The sequence below is a fragment of the Bacillus arachidis genome (assembly GCF_030285945.1).
In the GTDB taxonomy this organism is placed as follows: domain Bacteria; phylum Bacillota; class Bacilli; order Bacillales; family Bacillaceae_G; genus Bacillus_A; species Bacillus_A arachidis.
The window spans coordinates 3480404-3496371 of record NZ_CP127376.1 but is presented as its reverse complement, the minus strand read 5'-3'; the positions used below and the strand labels follow the sequence as shown (position 1 = coordinate 3496371).

Sequence of the window (15968 nt, the reverse complement as noted above, 5' to 3'; positions counted from 1 at the left end):
CTAACTGTATTGCATGTGTGGAATTTTGAGATAGAAATATTACTGATAGTAAAAGGCTAAAAAAAGGAGTGGCTTTTGCCCACTCCTTTTTTTAAATAATTGTAAACTTACGGATATTTCGAATTGGATTGTTTATATTAGAGCCATCACCAAAGTAAAGGTGAACAGGTCCATCTTCTCGCAATGGTTTTCCATCTTTTGAAAATCCAAGAATAGCATTGTTTGCTTCTTCTAATGAAAGTGTGATGGAATCATGCAATGTATGGATTTCAACATGTGTTGCTTCTGCTGCAATCTCAGCATTTTTGAAAAAGGGATGAAGTGGTATGCCAAACGTTCCTGTGATAAGCTGTTCTTTTTTAAATTTTTTTACGCTTTGTTGTATAGGCGGAAAAGCGGCACCATCACGAATTTCGCGATCCCAGTGTTCGGAAGTATGCTTGAGATAGTCTTCTAATTCTGATTTTTCTTCTTTTGTTTCGGTGAAATAAGTTGTTAAATCTACTTTTCGATCATCAAAAATCCAAACGCTTGGGTCAAGTGTGATCGGAAAGCGTACGTTTCCATTTATAAATAAAATTTCACTCATTGTTGTTCCCCCATTTGTATTATGCTCCCACTTTTCAGTATAATAGTATTAGACATGATTGTCACAAAAAATGTTTCTATTGCAATTTATTAAAACTATCGCTAATATTAATAGATAGGATAGGAGAGTAGGACGGAAACGGAGGGAATCAATTTGGCGTCTGAGACAGTAGCAAATCATCAGGAAAAGGCACTTGCCCTTCTACAAGCGGATGCGGAGAAGATTTTAAGACTTATTAAGGTGCAAATGGACCACCTTACGATGCCGCAATGTCCATTATATGAAGAAGTGCTTGACACGCAAATGTTTGGACTATCCCGTGAAGTTGACTTTGCGGTTCGTCTTGGTCTTATTCCAGAAGAGCAAGGGAAAGAAATGCTAGGAGAGCTCGAACGGGAATTATCAGCACTTCATGAAGCATTTACAAACAAACAACAATAAAGGGTTCAAATAAGCGGGCTCAAACTGACTAAGTTTGAGCTTTTTATTTGTATAATAAAGCAGGAAGAATGGCGATACATATGGAATACAACAATTAAACTGAAAACAGAAAGAGGATATTGAATGAAAAAAGTATGGAAGTCAATGGATTATTCATTATTGCTTCCTCTTGTTATTTTATGTGTACTGGGAGTTGTAATGGTATACAGTTCTAGCTCTATTTTAGCGGTTACAAAATATGAGAAACCGGCTAATTACTTTTTTTATAAGCAACTACTAGCATTAGGAATAGGTACAGTATTTGGATTAGGGATAATCGCTGTGATTCCATACCAGTTTTGGAGAAAAAGAATTATTTTATTACTAATGATGATAGGAAGTATTGGTTTGCTTTCGTTATCTTTGTTACTTGGAACGAAAGCAAATGGTGCGCAAGCTTGGGTGTTTGGTATACAGCCGGCTGAATTTGTTAAAATAGCTATCATTATCGTACTTGCACGTTTCTTTGCAAGAAGGCAAGAAACAGATACTTCAGTATGGAAAGGATCAGCAGGTACAATTCTATTTATAGGATTAATAGTATTTTTAATTCTAAAACAAAATGACTTAGGTACAGTTTTGTTAATCATAGGTATTGTTGGAATTATGTTCCTTTGTTCGGGGGTTCCGATTAACAAGTGGATAAAGCGTATTGCATTAAGTGCAATTGTATGGATTCCGCTTTTATACTTATTTGGAAACTATGCATTGGAAGATTATCAGAAGGCACGTTTTACAGCGTTTTTAAATCCATTTGAAGATACTCAACATGATGGATATCAGCTGGTGAATTCCTTTATTGCAATTGCATCAGGCGGTCTAAATGGTAGAGGACTTAGTAACAGTATACAAAAATTCGGTTATTTACCTGAACCACATACAGACTTTATTATGGCGATTATATCTGAGGAACTTGGCTTTATCGGTGTAGCGATTGTTTTAATTAGTTTGCTACTTATTATTATTCGGGCATTGCGAATTGCTCAAAAGTGCAAAGATCCATTTGGAAGTTTAATTGCAATTGGTATTGCTAGTCTGATTGGGATACAAACATTTGTTATTGTTGGTGGTATGACGGGGCTAATACCTCTTACTGGTGTACCTTTACCATTTATCAGTTATGGTGGTAGTTCTTTAATGGCGAACTTAATTGCAATGGGTATATTGATAAATATAGGTAGTTACGTGAAACGACAAGAGAAGCAACAAAAAGAAGTATATGAGAAAAAAGAACAGGGTGAGCCACATCTTGTTGTTGTAAAATAAAAAAGGCTTTGTGTTTGATGACACAAAGCCTTTTTATTATGGTGTCATAATGAGCTATACTTTGTGAAGTTTTAATAAGAATAGTGTGTCATATTTATCTGAATGTGATATACATTAAAACTGTTAGAAAAGGAAGAGTTGTGCTATACTATTTTTGTGAAACAAATTGATTAGAAAACTTATCATTTGTTGAAAAATAAGGTATGATGTATAAAAATAAAGTGAAGCTTTCCAAGTATAATTTAGAAAAGAAAGTGAAGAACTTCACGCTTTTTAGAGCGTGTGCCTATTTAATCTCTAGAGTGGTAGGAAAGTAGAGGGGGAAAATCATGTCAAAGCTGCAACGTATTCAAAAAGTATTAGTAGCTAACCGTGGAGAAATTGCAATTCGTGTATTCAGGGCTTGTTCAGAACTTGGATTAAAGACAGTTGCAATTTATTCAAAAGAGGATAGTGGTTCTTACCATCGCTATAAAGCAGATGAATCTTATTTAGTGGGGGAAGGCAAAAAGCCAATCGATGCTTATCTTGATATTGAAGGTATTATTGAGATTGCGAAAAGCAACCATGTGGACGCGATTCACCCTGGATATGGATTCTTGTCAGAAAACATCCAATTTGCTAGACGTTGTGAAGAAGAAGGGATTATCTTTATCGGACCACAAAGTAAACATTTAGATATGTTTGGAGATAAAGTAAAAGCAAGAAAACAAGCACAATTAGCAAATATTCCAGTTATTCCTGGTAGCGATGGACCTGTTCATTCACTAGACGAAGTTGAAGAATTTGCTAAGAAGTATGATTACCCGATAATTATTAAAGCATCACTTGGTGGTGGTGGCCGTGGTATGCGTATTGTACGTAGCGGTGATGAATTAAAAGAATCTTATGATCGTGCAAAATCAGAAGCGAAAGCAGCTTTTGGTAACGATGAAGTGTATGTTGAAAAATTCGTTGAAAAACCTAAACATATAGAAGTACAAATATTAGCAGATGAAGAAGGCAATGTTGTGCATTTATACGAACGCGATTGTTCTGTACAACGTCGTCATCAAAAAGTAGTTGAAATTGCGCCAAGTGTATCGCTTTCAGATGAACTTCGCCATCGTATTTGTGAAGCGGCGGTACAGCTAACGAAAAACGTAAACTATTTAAATGCTGGTACAGTTGAATTCCTTGTAAAAGGTAATGACTTTTATTTCATTGAAGTAAATCCACGTGTTCAAGTAGAACATACAATTACAGAAATGATTACAGGAATTGATATTGTTCAGTCTCAAATTTTGATTGCTGATGGACACTCTTTACATAGTTCAACAGTGAGCGTACCAAAACAAGAGGATGTTGTTATACATGGATATGCAATCCAATCTCGTGTAACAACGGAAGATCCGCTTAATAATTTCATGCCGGATACAGGAAAAATTATGGCATATCGTTCTGGTGGCGGTTTTGGTGTTCGTCTTGACACAGGTAACAGCTTCCAAGGAGCAGTTATTACGCCATATTATGATTCATTACTTGTTAAAGTAACGACTTGGGCACTTACATTTGAACAAGCAGCTGCAAAGATGGAGCGTAACCTAAAAGAGTTCCGTATCCGTGGTATTAAAACAAATATTCCATTCCTAGAGAATGTAGTAAAGCATAGAAACTTTTTATCAGGAGAGTATGATACATCGTTTATTGATGCTTCGCCTGAACTGTTCGTCTTCCCGAAACGTAAAGACCGTGGGACGAAGATGTTAAGTTATGTAGGTACAGTAACAGTAAATGGTTTCCCTGGAGTAGGTAAGAAAGAAAAACCGATTTTCCCGGATGCACGTATACCGAATTTGAAAAATTCTGAATCAGTTCCAAATGGAACGAAACAAATTTTAGACGAACGCGGTGCAGATGGTCTAGTAAAATGGGTACAAGATCAAAAGCGCGTACTATTAACGGATACTACATTCCGTGATGCGCATCAATCATTACTTGCAACACGTATTCGTACAAAAGATTTAAATCAAGTTGCTGAGCCAACAGCTAGAATGTTACCCAATTTATTCTCAGCGGAAATGTGGGGCGGTGCAACATTCGATGTTGCGTATCGTTTCTTAAAAGAAGATCCATGGGAACGCTTATTAGAGCTTCGTGAAAGAATGCCTAATGTTTTATTCCAAATGCTTCTTCGTTCATCAAATGCAGTTGGTTATAAAAACTATCCAGATAATTTAATTCAAAAATTTGTGGAATGTTCAGCACAGGCGGGTATTGATGTATTCCGTATTTTTGATAGCTTAAACTGGGTTGAAGGTATGAGAGTTGCAATTGATGCTGTAAGAGAGAGTGGCAAAATTGCAGAGGCAACAATGTGTTATACAGGGGATATTCATGACCCAATGCGTAGTAAATATGACTTAAATTATTATAAAAGCTTAGCGAAAGAATTGGAAGCATCAGGAGCGCATATTCTAGGTATTAAAGATATGGCTGGATTATTAAAACCAAATGCAGCTTACGATTTAGTTTCTGCGTTAAAAGAAGCGGTATCGATTCCGATTCACCTTCATACACATGATACAAGTGGAAATGGTGTTTTAACGTATACGAAAGCAATTGAAGCAGGTGTTGATATTGTCGACGTTGCTGTAAGCTCAATGGCAGGCCTAACATCACAACCAAGTGCAAATACGTTATATTATGCGCTAGGTGGAAATGAAAGACAACCAGATGTGAATGTGGATGCATTAGAAAAACTTTCACATTACTGGGAAGATGTTCGGAAATATTATGCACCATTTGAAAGTGGTATGAATGCACCGCATACAGAAGTATATATGCATGAAATGCCAGGTGGTCAATATAGTAACCTTCAGCAACAAGCGAAAGCGGTTGGTTTAGGAGATCGATTTGATGAAGTAAAAGTAATGTATCGCCGTGTAAATGATATGTTTGGTGATATTGTAAAAGTAACACCATCATCAAAAGTTGTTGGCGATATGGCACTATTTATGGTGCAAAATCATCTTACAGAACAAGACATTTTTGAACGGGGACATGCGTTAGATTTCCCAGGTTCTGTTGTAGAGATGTTCTCTGGAGATCTTGGACAACCATATGGCGGATTCCCAAAAGAATTACAAAAAATTATTTTAAAAGGAAAAGAGCCATTAACGGTAAGACCAGGAGAACTGTTAGAACCAGTGGATTTTGATGCTTTAAAAGAAGAGTTATTCCATAAACTTGGACGTGAAGTAACTATTTTTGATGTTGTTGCATATGCATTATATCCAAAAGTATTTATGGATTATCAAAAGGTAACTGGACTTTATGGAAATGTATCTGTACTTGATACACCAACATTCTTCTATGGTATGAGATTGGGTGAAGAAATTGGTGTGGAAATTGAACGTGGTAAAACATTAATTGTTAAATTAGTGTCAATTGGTGAGCCTCAACCAGATGGAACGCGTGTACTTTACTTTGAATTTAACGGACAACCGCGTGAAATTGTTGTGAAAGATGAAAGTGTTAAAGCAACGGTTGCGCAGCGTGTGAAAGGAAACCGTGAAAATCCAAATCATATTAGTGCAACAATGCCAGGAACGGTCATTAAAATCGTTGTAAATGAAGGCGATGAAGTGAAAAAAGGTGATTCCATGGCAATCACAGAAGCAATGAAAATGGAAACAACGGTTCAGGCGCCATTCAATGGAAAAGTGAAGAAAGTATATGTAAAAGATGGCGATGCGATTCAAACAGGGGATTTACTTATTGAATTAGAACAATAAAAATCAGGAAAAGAGCTGCTCAAAAGTAGCTCTTTTTTTGATATAAAAATAATAACTTGCTATAATGGCAAGTTATTAAAAGGATTATTTATTTTGCGTTGTAGTTGATTGTTGTGCCTCTTTTGCGTTTCTTGTACTTCTTGTACCTAGCATCACTAGATAACATAATACAGCAAACAAACAAGAGATAAAGAGTGAATGTAACAGTGCCATTGAGAGGCTAGCGTTCGTATAGACAACCAAAATACCAACAATTGCTTGAAGCGTAACGAGAATAAATGAGATAATCCATCCCAAATATACAACTCGCTGTTGCTTATAGTGGCGAATAGCAAGAATCATTGCGTATAGGATCCAAGCAAATATTAATATTGCGGCAATCCTATGTCCCATTTGAACCCATTCATGCAATTGAGTAGGAAACGGTCTGTTTTTACTACAAAATGGAAAGTCTGGACAAGCCAAACTAGCATGCTCATGACGTACTAAAGCACCTGTATAGACGACGATATAGCTGTAAATTGTTACACCGTAAATATGAAACTTCATTTTTTTATCCATAATGAGAGAACGTGCATCGAATTTCTTGTCAATTTCAAAAATAAGGCAGGCTAGTAAAATGACAGAAGCAAATGAAATTAAGGAAATACCAAAATGAATAGCTAGTACAGCTGGTACTTGTCCCCAAACCACTGCCGCTGCTCCCATTAGCGCTTGTGCAACTAAAAATACAAATGATAAAATAGCAAGCGTCTTTGTTTCACGTACATGTTTATAATATTTCCATGATAAGATACAAAGCAGTGTAACGAGAATTCCTGCCGATCCTGATGTTAAACGGTGACTGAGTTCGATAATTGTTTCCATTGATAGATTAGAGGGAACGAGTTCACCATTACAAAGTGGCCATGATTTTCCGCATCCTTGACCTGAACCTGTTTTTGTAACTAAAGCCCCCCCTAATAAAACCCCTAGTAAGTCAAGGCTTGTAATGACTGCTAACCATTTAATAAAGCGTTGCAATCTTTTCACCATCTTTCTGTTATGAAGTTATTGCGAAATATTTTCATTCCATCAATTTTATAGAACAAAACGCGCTACAGTCCTATGATATATAAAAAATAATAAAATAGCAAAGAAATGAAGAGGGAGGATAAAGTACTTGGGATAAGAAAAAACGGTGTAGATATTACAGTTTTTAAGTGGAAATACTTCTATTATAAAAAGAAATAAGGAGAATGCATGCTAAATATGACAAAATAGTTTATGATAGAAGATAATCTCGTGTTATGATAGGGAGTAATAGGAGAAACTTTTTTGTTATTCGACACAAAAAGTTCATGTTTTCTTCACAAAATGTTCGGGAAATATGATTTAATATATTCGAGTATGAGCGTAGATTAGTAGTAGAGTGGGAAAACAACATTTCTACTGTAATAATATTGCTATATAGAAGCGTAATACTTTTGTAAAGGAAAGACGCGTTTAAGAGGGGGTTGAAATGATGAACCATGCAACAAGTGAGCTGCATGATGAGTCAGCTATAACAAATGTGCCGGAAACAACACGTGTACAAGATTTATTAGCGCTCGTTAAGATGGGGATTGTAAACTCAAATACACTTACGGTGTTTACAGGATTTTGGTTGGCTTTACACTTTAATGGATTAAATGCTGCTAACCATTTGGATAAAATGTTCTTTACAATTGTCGGTTCTGCTTTAATTATGGCAGGATCATGTAGCTTAAATAATTATATTGATCGAGATATCGATCATTTAATGGAACGGACAAAAAATCGTCCGACAGTAACAGGAAAATATAAACCTGGGTTTGCGTTAACATTAGGTATTACTTTATTACTTCTAGGTTTTGTATTCTTGTTATTTACAACACCGATGGCAGCATTGATTGGTTTCATTGGTGCTTTCACATATGTTGTTTTGTATTCATTATGGACAAAACGAGCATACACACTAAATACAGTAGTAGGTAGTGTATCTGGAGCAGTTCCACCTTTAATTGGCTGGGCAGCAATTGATCCTAGTTTAGATCATCCGATTGCTTGGATGCTATTTTTAATTATGTTTGTTTGGCAAATCCCACATTTCCTCGCATTAGCGATGAAACGTGTTGATGAATATCGAAATGCAGGTATTCCAATGCTTCCTGTTGTACATGGATTTGATATTACAAAACGTCAAATCATGATTTGGACAGTATGTTTATTACCACTACCGTTTTATATGAGTGGACTGGGAGTAACATTCATGGTAATTGCAACATTGCTTAACATTGGATGGATCGTATTAGGATTCTATGGATTCCGTAAGAAGGATGACATAAAATGGTCTGTACAAATGTTCGTCTACTCCTTGAATTACTTGACAATCTTATTTGTGTCAATGATTGTAGTTACATTCTTCTAAGACAACGACATGAGGGGATTTCTTTACGTTGAGATTTACTTTACTTACTATAAATAAAGTACAATCTAATTCACAAAGAAAGTGGGGGTTGTTTGTATGAAGAAACAGTGGCGACTGCTTTCATTCGTTTCACTGCTGGCTTTACTGTTAGGGGGATGCGGTAAAGCCTTTCAATCTACTTTAATTCCGCAAGGTGAAGTAGCAAAAATGCAATATGATTTACTCTTGTTAGCAAGTGCGATTATGGTAGGTGTTGTACTTGTAGTTACTATTATTTTCTTGTATGTAATTGTGCGTTTCCGACAAAAGAAGGGCCAAGAGGATTATATTCCAAAGCAAGTTGAAGGAAATCACAAACTAGAAATTATATGGACAGTTATTCCGATTATTCTTTTGCTAATATTGGCTGTTCCGACTGTTACATATACCTTCAAACTTGCTGACGTAAGTGCGATGGAGAAAAAGAATATTGATAAAGATACAATCGTTGTTGATGTAACAGCGAATCTTTATTGGTGGGAATTTTCTTACAAATCAGAAAAGATAGTAACTTCGCAAGATTTAGTTATCCCCACAGGTAAAAAAGTGTATTTGAATCTGAAAGGTGCTGATATTAAACATTCATTTTGGGTTCCATCTTTAGCTGGAAAAATGGATACGAATACAGATAATGTAAACAAAATGTGGTTAAAGGCAGATAAATCAGGCACTTATAATGGTTTTTGTACAGAATTTTGTGGCCCATCACATTCTTTAATGCAATTTAAAGTGAAAGCTGTTGATGAAAGCGAGTACAAAACTTGGATTGCAGATATGAAGAAAATTGATGGTAAGAAGGAAGTAGCTTCTACAAAAGAACAACAAGGTAAAGAGATATTCAACAAAAGCTGTATCGGTTGTCATGCAACTGGATCAAATGATAGTAGACCACCTTCTGCACGTATCGCACCAAACCTAGCAAATTTTGCTGATCGCGATATGGTTGCCGGCATTGCTGAAAATAATGAAGAAAACCTAAAAAAATGGCTAAAGGATCCTGAAAATATGAAGCCAGGAAATAAAATGACTGGTAAATATGGCAACTTAACGGACGATGAAATAGAGGCATTAAATGCCTATTTGAAAACGTTAAAAGTTGAGAAGTAAAAAGGGATTATTTGCGAAGGGGAGGTTGAAAACGTGAGTTCTGTAGCAAAGAAACAGGGGATGGGTGCTGTTATATGGGATTATTTGACGACAGTAGACCATAAAAAGATTGCCATTCTCTATTTAATTGCAGGTGGGTTATTTTTTATCATTGGCGGAATAGAAGCATTATTTATCCGTCTTCAATTAGCCATTCCGAACAATGCTTTTCTTGTTGGGGATGCTTATAATCAAGTATTAACAATGCACGGTACAACAATGATTTTCCTCGCAGCTATGCCGCTCGTGTTTGCATTTATGAACGCTGCTGTGCCACTTCAAATTGGGGCGCGCGATGTGGCGTTTCCATTTTTAAATTCACTTGGATTTTGGTTATTTTTCTTTGGAGGCGTATTTTTAAACTTAAGTTGGTTTTTGGGAGGAGCACCTGATGCAGGATGGACATCTTATGCATCGTTATCTCTTGCTTCTAAAGGACATGGTATTGACTTTTATGTATTAGGATTACAAATATCGGGTATAGGTACACTGATTGGTGGTATTAACTTCCTTGTCACAATTATTAATATGCGTGCACCTGGAATGACCTATATGCGTATGCCGATGTTTACATGGACAACATTTGTAACGTCTTCACTTATTTTATTTGCCTTTCCACCATTAACAGTCGGATTGGCACTACTTATGTTAGATCGCCTATTTGGTACAAGTTTCTTTAACCCAGCTTTAGGTGGTAATACGATTATATGGGAGCATTTATTCTGGATCTTTGGTCACCCAGAAGTGTACATTCTTATACTCCCAGCTTTCGGAATATTCTCAGAAATCTTCGCTACATTTTCTAAAAAACGACTATTTGGTTACTCATCTATGGTATTTGCAACAGTGTTGATTGGATTTTTAGGATTTATGGTATGGGCACATCACATGTTCACGGTTGGCCTTGGTCCTGTTGCGAATGCTATTTTTTCAGTTGCAACAATGGCAATTGCAGTCCCAACGGGGATTAAAATATTTAACTGGCTCTTTACAATGTGGGGTGGAAGTATTCGGTTTACAACTCCAATGATGTGGGCTGTTGCGTTTATCCCATCATTCGTAATGGGAGGAGTAACAGGGGTTATGCTTGCTTCAGCGCCTGCTGACTATCAATTTCATGATAACTATTTCGTTGTGGCACATTTCCACTATGTAATCGTTGGTGGGGTTGTATTTGGATTATTAGCCGGTGCACACTATTATTGGCCACTTATGTTTAACAGAGTATTAAATGAAACACTAGGGAAAATTACATTTTGGTTGTTCTTTATCGGCTTCCATTTAACATTCTTTATCCAACATTTCCTTGGTTTAATTGGTATGCCGCGTCGCTACTTTACGTATTTACCAGGACAAGGATTAGAAACAGGGAACTTAATTAGTTCGATTGGTGCTGTATTTATGGGACTTGGAACGATTGTTCTTTTATTCAATGTTGTGAAAACATCATTGTCTAAAGAGAAAGCGGGTCGTGATCCATGGGATGGTCGTACATTAGAATGGTCAATACCAGCTCCGACACCAGAATATAACTTTAAGCAATTACCATTCGTTCGAGGTCTGGATCCGTTTTGGATTGAGAAACGTGAAGGGAATAAAGAGATGACACCAGCAGAGCCTGTGAGTGACATTCATATGCCAAACTCTTCATTTTCACCATTTGTTATTTCGCTTGGGCTATTTATAGCGGCATTTGGTGCAATGTACATGCAAGGTGGAAAAGATAAGTTTTGGCTCCTGGTTGCAATAATTGGGCTTATCATTACGTTTGGTGCAATGTTCTTACGTTCAGTAATTGATGACCATGGTTATCATATTCATAAAGAAGATTTGGATGATAAGGGGGGCACAGCGTAATGCATGTAGAGGAAAAATTAACAAATGAAACATTTCCGGCAGAGCCTGAAAAAGCAACCCTTGAGGGGAAAAATAAGTTTGTTGGATTTTGGCTATTCCTTGGAGGCGAAACTGTATTGTTCGCTTCCTTATTTGGCACATATTTAGCATTAAAAAATTCTACAAATGGCGGCCCCACTTCTCAAGAAATGTTTCAAATGCCACTTGTCTTTATCATGACAATGCTTTTGTTAACAAGTAGTTTAACAAGCGTGTATGCGATGTATCATATGAAGAATTTTAACTTTAAGCAAATGCAGCTTTGGTTAATTGTTACAGTACTATTAGGCTTGGGGTTTTTAGGATTTGAGATTTATGAATTTTATCATTATACACATGAATTCAAACATACGATGAAAAGCAGTGCATTTGGTTCAGCGTTTTATGCGCTTGTTGGAACTCATGGATTACACGTATTGTTCGGATTGTTATGGATCTCAACATTAGTTTTTCGGAATGCGAAGCGAGGGCTAAATTTATATAATGCTCCAAAGTTTTACGTCGCATCGATTTACTGGCACTTTATCGATGTAGTTTGGGTGTTTATTTTCACTGTAGTATATTTGATGGGAATGGTGGGATAAACAATGGCGATAAAGCAAACAAACACAAGTAACTCAAAGGTAGATCTTGTTTATCGTAGAAGAAAAAGTGCAGAGGAAATGAGGCATCAAGTGATTACATTTGGTCTAATGATTTTCTTAACGATTGTAGCTTTTGTGGCAGTCGCTTATCCGAAAACATTTAGTCCTCTTTTCTCAGTACCATTTATTTTATTGTTAGCTGTTGTGCAAGTAATATTTCAATTGTACTATTTCATGCATATGAGTCATAAGGGACATGAAACAGCGGCCTTTTTCTTATATGCAGGGTTATTAGTTGGATTATTAACCATTTTAGCTTTTATGACGATTATCTGGGTTTAAAAAAGCAAAGGATAGGGAGCTTGAAGTTATCTTCGCTCCCTTTTTCCTATGAGGGTAAGGAATTCAAATTGAAAGGGTGGGTGTAAAAATGAGCAACTTATGGATATTTGGTTTTCAAGCTTTATGGAGCCCGATCTTTTTACTTTTTATGGTGTCTATCCTTATCTGTTACTTTCTTATTATTGGGCCATATAGAAATCGGTTCGAAAATGCAGATAAGGTAAATAAAAAGCAGATATTTTATTTTACGACTGGGATTGTCCTATTGTATTTTGTAAAGGGTGGACCTATTGATTTACTTGGACATATTGTATTTAGTGCACATATGTTTGAAATGGCAGTGATGTATATTGCGGTACCACCATTATTGTTATTAGGAATTCCGATTTGGTTATATAAATATATTACTTCTTTTCGTTTTATCCAGGTGATGTTGAATATGTTTACAAAACCGCTTATTGCCCTGTTTGTATTTAATGGATTATTTTCCATTTATCATTTGCCGGTTGTGTTTGATGCTGTAAAACAAAATCAAGTCGCTCATCCTATTTTTCTTGCTGTTTTATTTTTTACAGCAATGATGATGTGGTGGCCTATGCTAAATCCATTGCCGGAGTATCAAACATTAAGTGAAATTAAAAAAATTGGCTATATGTTTGCGAACGGTATATTATTGACACCAGCTTGTGCGCTAATCATATTTGCTAGCGAATCATTGTTTGTTACATATACGGATCCAAGTGCATGGATGAAAGCGATGGAGCTTTGTGTGCCTGTAGGGACACTGGCTGATTTAAATATAACCGGACCAGAATTTTTACACTGGATGCCGATTGTACAAGATCAACAAACAGGTGGTATCATTATGAAAATTGTCCAGGAGATAGTATATGGTACAATTATTGGCTATGTATTTTTTAAATGGGCACGTAAGGAACGTAAAAAAGATGAGGAGCAACTACAGGCAGTACCTCCTTATTTGCAAACGAAATAAAACAGGCATGTCCACATGGACATGCCTGTTTTATTTACTCGATAATTTGAAATTCCTTCAATTCCTTTTCAATATTTTGCAGTAGTTGTTCGCTTTTTTGAAGTACGTTTGTAGGGAAATTTTCATTCTCTCCATATTCAACACCATGTGGATAATAGTGTTTTCCTAACAATGGGGGAAGTAATTTAACTTGTGCGTGTCGTCCTCCGATTTCTCCTTCTACAGCAAATCCTTGAACCCGTAAATAGTATACATCCTTTAATATTTCAAATTTATAGTCATATGTAACTCGTTCATAATCCCACTGTCCAGCAAGTACGAAATGATGATTTTGCATGACTTCTGTGAGAAGTGTAAAATCAATAGTTGCGTCTATAAGTTTTGAATTTGTAAACTGCATAGAATTCCTCCTTATTTTTATTTGAAACCATCTAATTTTATAATAGTATGAATAATGAGAAATCGCAATTCATATTGAGAGAAAAGGGATAATCACGGCTTTTTTTATAAAAATATGATATAGTGAAAATAGTATGGTACAAACAAAAGAGAAGACAGGGCTTTGTGTATATCTCAATTTTATGTTTGACCAGGAGGTATATTTTTTGAAAAAATTATTACGTATCGTAATGATTACGGCTTTGATTTTAGCAATTGATTTATACGGGAAATTACTCGTTTCGCAATATATATTACAGCCATCTCATTCTAAGCAGGAACATAAGATTGTCAAGAAAAAGAAACAGATAAATGAAGGTTTTCCAGAGACAATCTCCCAATTAATAGGAGGAGATTCGGAAAATTTATTAGCAAAATGGGGTGAGCCAGCTCGAATCGAACCTTCTGCTTATGGTTACGAATGGTGGATTTATAATCAAGATTTATCACAATATGTACAGTTTGGTGTTGCAGAGCATAAAATTGTAACAGCTTATGTTGCTGGTGATCAAGTGGATGTAGCCCCGTTTCATATGAATGAAAAGTATGAAGATGTCTATAAAAAAAATCCATTTTCACATGAAATTTCTTTAGAAAAAGGAAGGAACAGTTACCAATTTGAATTATCTGATACTGAAATTGCAGAACAACCACTTGTTTCGATAGAAGAAGATGATTGGGCGCAGTTATACTTTGATCGGTTTACACATAAACTTGTTGGAATTAGGTATATGGATGATGAAACATTGCTTCGACAAAGACCGTATCAGCTTGTTTATTCTGGAGAATTAGGGACGGAGCCATCAATCCCTCAGGAAAAAATGGCACAAGTAGAACATGGGAATATGCAACAAATTCTAGATTTGACTAATATTATTCGTAGTCGTCATCAATTGCCATTACTAACATGGGATCAACAAACAGCTGAAGTAGCTTTTGGACATAGTAAAGATATGAAAGAGAATAATTACTTTTCACATGATTCACCGAAATTTGGAACTTTAGGAGATCGATTACAACGTGGTCAAGTCACTTTTCAACTAGCGGGAGAAAATATAGCAGCGCAGCATACTGATGGAATCGCGGCAGTGCAAGGTTGGCTGAATAGCGAAGGGCATCGGAAAAACTTGTTAAATGAACAATTTACTGGACTAGGTGTTGGGGTCTTCGATAAATTCTATACTCAAAATTTCATTAGAAAATAAGAAAAGGTGCATGAAACGTCTAAAAATAGGCGAACCATGCGCCTTTTTTTTCTTACAATATAGTAGATACATCTGAAGAGGTGAGGATTATGACAAAGACAAAAGGACCGTTACATCCTTCTGTTCAACAATTTAAAGAGTTTGTAAACCATCACCCTAAAATGGTTCATGAAGTTCGAAACGGTCAAAAAACATGGCAACAATTTTATGAGGAATGGTATTTACTTGGGGAGCAAGATGAAATGTGGAATGCTTATAAAGCGGATGGAGAAGCGATTTCTTCTCCTATACAAGAGAATCGTACAGAAAATAATGATGAAAAAGCTGCTGATTTAATGGGACAAATGCTTTCGTTTTTAAAAAAATTAGATGCAGAACAAATGCAGCAGCATCTAGCTAATGTAACAAGTGCAATTGGGAGTGTACAACAAGTTATTCAACAATTTCAAGGGAATCGTACACAACCTGAGCAAAGAACTTCTGAAAATAATCCGTTTTTCTTTCGAAAAGATTAGGAGGAAAAGAGGATGAGGGTAGAACTTATGGAATTTATAAAAGCTGACAAAGATTTAGAGCGTTATATTCGTGAACAACCCCATTGGTATCGGAAATTATCACGTAATCCTAAGGAGAAGGAGGCTTTTGAATTAGCTGCCTTACAGTATTATAAAAAGACAATTCCTGATAAAGTTGCAAAATTTCAAAATCAACTGGCGGTTGCTTCTATTATGATTGACATGTTTCAATATATGAAGCAGCAGAATGCAACATAATTGGAAGGAAAA

The 15968-nt window shown here is 36.0% G+C and carries 15 protein-coding genes; 12 read left to right on the top strand and 3 right to left on the bottom strand.

All coding sequences use genetic code 11. From position 1 onward, the window contains the following. Window positions 1-91 precede the first annotated feature (91 nt). The gene (locus QRY57_RS19515; protein ID WP_286015903.1) at window positions 92-589 is read right to left on the bottom strand and encodes a molybdopterin-binding protein; all 498 of its coding nucleotides are present in this window, start codon (window positions 587-589) and stop codon (window positions 92-94) included. Window positions 590-742: 153 nt separating this feature from the next. Between QRY57_RS19515 and QRY57_RS19510 the strand changes: the two genes are divergently transcribed. The 3 genes from QRY57_RS19510 (at window position 743) to pyc (ending at window position 6111) form a co-directional block, all read left to right on the top strand. Then, entirely contained in the window at window positions 743-1030 is a 288-nt protein-coding gene (locus QRY57_RS19510) for an Fpa/YlaN family protein (protein WP_026590210.1), read from the top strand. 123 nt (window positions 1031-1153) lie between these two features. Beyond that, entirely contained in the window at window positions 1154-2335 is a 1182-nt protein-coding gene (locus QRY57_RS19505; protein WP_026590211.1) for an FtsW/RodA/SpoVE family cell cycle protein, read from the top strand. 329 nt (window positions 2336-2664) lie between these two features. Then, window positions 2665-6111 (top strand): pyruvate carboxylase, encoded by a 3447-nt coding sequence (gene pyc / locus QRY57_RS19500; protein ID WP_286015902.1) that lies wholly within the window; start codon window positions 2665-2667, stop codon window positions 6109-6111. A gap of 84 nt (window positions 6112-6195) precedes the next feature. On the opposite strand, the gene QRY57_RS19495 is transcribed toward pyc, so the two are convergent. Beyond that, window positions 6196-7134 (bottom strand): COX15/CtaA family protein, encoded by a 939-nt coding sequence (locus QRY57_RS19495; RefSeq protein WP_286015901.1) that lies wholly within the window; start codon window positions 7132-7134, stop codon window positions 6196-6198. A gap of 481 nt (window positions 7135-7615) precedes the next feature. Here QRY57_RS19495 and cyoE point away from each other — a divergent pair, with 481 nt between their 5' ends. The 6 genes from cyoE (at window position 7616) to ctaG (ending at window position 13540) form a co-directional block, all read left to right on the top strand. Continuing rightward, window positions 7616-8539 (top strand): heme o synthase, encoded by a 924-nt coding sequence (cyoE, locus tag QRY57_RS19490; protein WP_090687281.1) that lies wholly within the window; start codon window positions 7616-7618, stop codon window positions 8537-8539. Window positions 8540-8635: 96 nt separating this feature from the next. After that, the gene (gene coxB / locus QRY57_RS19485) at window positions 8636-9685 is read left to right on the top strand and encodes a cytochrome c oxidase subunit II (RefSeq protein ID WP_026590215.1); all 1050 of its coding nucleotides are present in this window, start codon (window positions 8636-8638) and stop codon (window positions 9683-9685) included. 60 nt (window positions 9686-9745) lie between these two features. Next, window positions 9746-11581: a cytochrome c oxidase subunit I gene (ctaD, locus tag QRY57_RS19480; RefSeq protein WP_286017908.1), complete on the top strand. Its 1836-nt coding sequence runs from the start codon at window positions 9746-9748 to the stop codon at window positions 11579-11581. Next, window positions 11581-12204 (top strand): cytochrome c oxidase subunit III, encoded by a 624-nt coding sequence (ctaE, locus tag QRY57_RS19475; protein WP_286015900.1) that lies wholly within the window; start codon window positions 11581-11583, stop codon window positions 12202-12204. The genes ctaD and ctaE overlap by 1 nt, the downstream gene beginning before the upstream one ends. Window positions 12205-12207: 3 nt before the next feature. Beyond that, a complete protein-coding gene (ctaF, locus tag QRY57_RS19470) occupies window positions 12208-12546 on the top strand; it encodes a cytochrome c oxidase subunit IVB (protein WP_026590218.1) in 339 nt (112 codons plus the stop codon). A gap of 88 nt (window positions 12547-12634) precedes the next feature. Next, window positions 12635-13540: a cytochrome c oxidase assembly factor CtaG gene (gene ctaG, locus QRY57_RS19465; RefSeq protein WP_286015899.1), complete on the top strand. Its 906-nt coding sequence runs from the start codon at window positions 12635-12637 to the stop codon at window positions 13538-13540. Between the two features lie 34 nt (window positions 13541-13574). Here the strand turns inward: ctaG and QRY57_RS19460 are convergent, their stop codons facing one another. Continuing rightward, window positions 13575-13940 carry a YugN family protein gene (locus tag QRY57_RS19460; RefSeq protein ID WP_026590220.1) on the bottom strand — a complete coding sequence of 122 codons (366 nt, stop codon included), beginning with the start codon at window positions 13938-13940 and terminating at the stop codon, window positions 13575-13577. A gap of 205 nt (window positions 13941-14145) precedes the next feature. Between QRY57_RS19460 and QRY57_RS19455 the strand changes: the two genes are divergently transcribed. The 3 genes from QRY57_RS19455 to QRY57_RS19445 all read left to right on the top strand — a co-directional run bounded on the left by QRY57_RS19455 (window position 14146) and on the right by QRY57_RS19445 (window position 15956). Further along, a complete protein-coding gene (locus QRY57_RS19455) occupies window positions 14146-15183 on the top strand; it encodes a CAP domain-containing protein (RefSeq protein ID WP_286015898.1) in 1038 nt (345 codons plus the stop codon). An 89-nt stretch (window positions 15184-15272) separates the two neighbouring features. Next, entirely contained in the window at window positions 15273-15698 is a 426-nt protein-coding gene (locus tag QRY57_RS19450; RefSeq protein ID WP_286015897.1) for a YlbD family protein, read from the top strand. 12 nt (window positions 15699-15710) lie between these two features. Beyond that, complete coding sequence (locus QRY57_RS19445) at window positions 15711-15956, top strand: YlbE-like family protein (protein WP_286015896.1); 246 nt, start codon at window positions 15711-15713, stop codon at window positions 15954-15956. Window positions 15957-15968 lie beyond the last annotated feature (12 nt).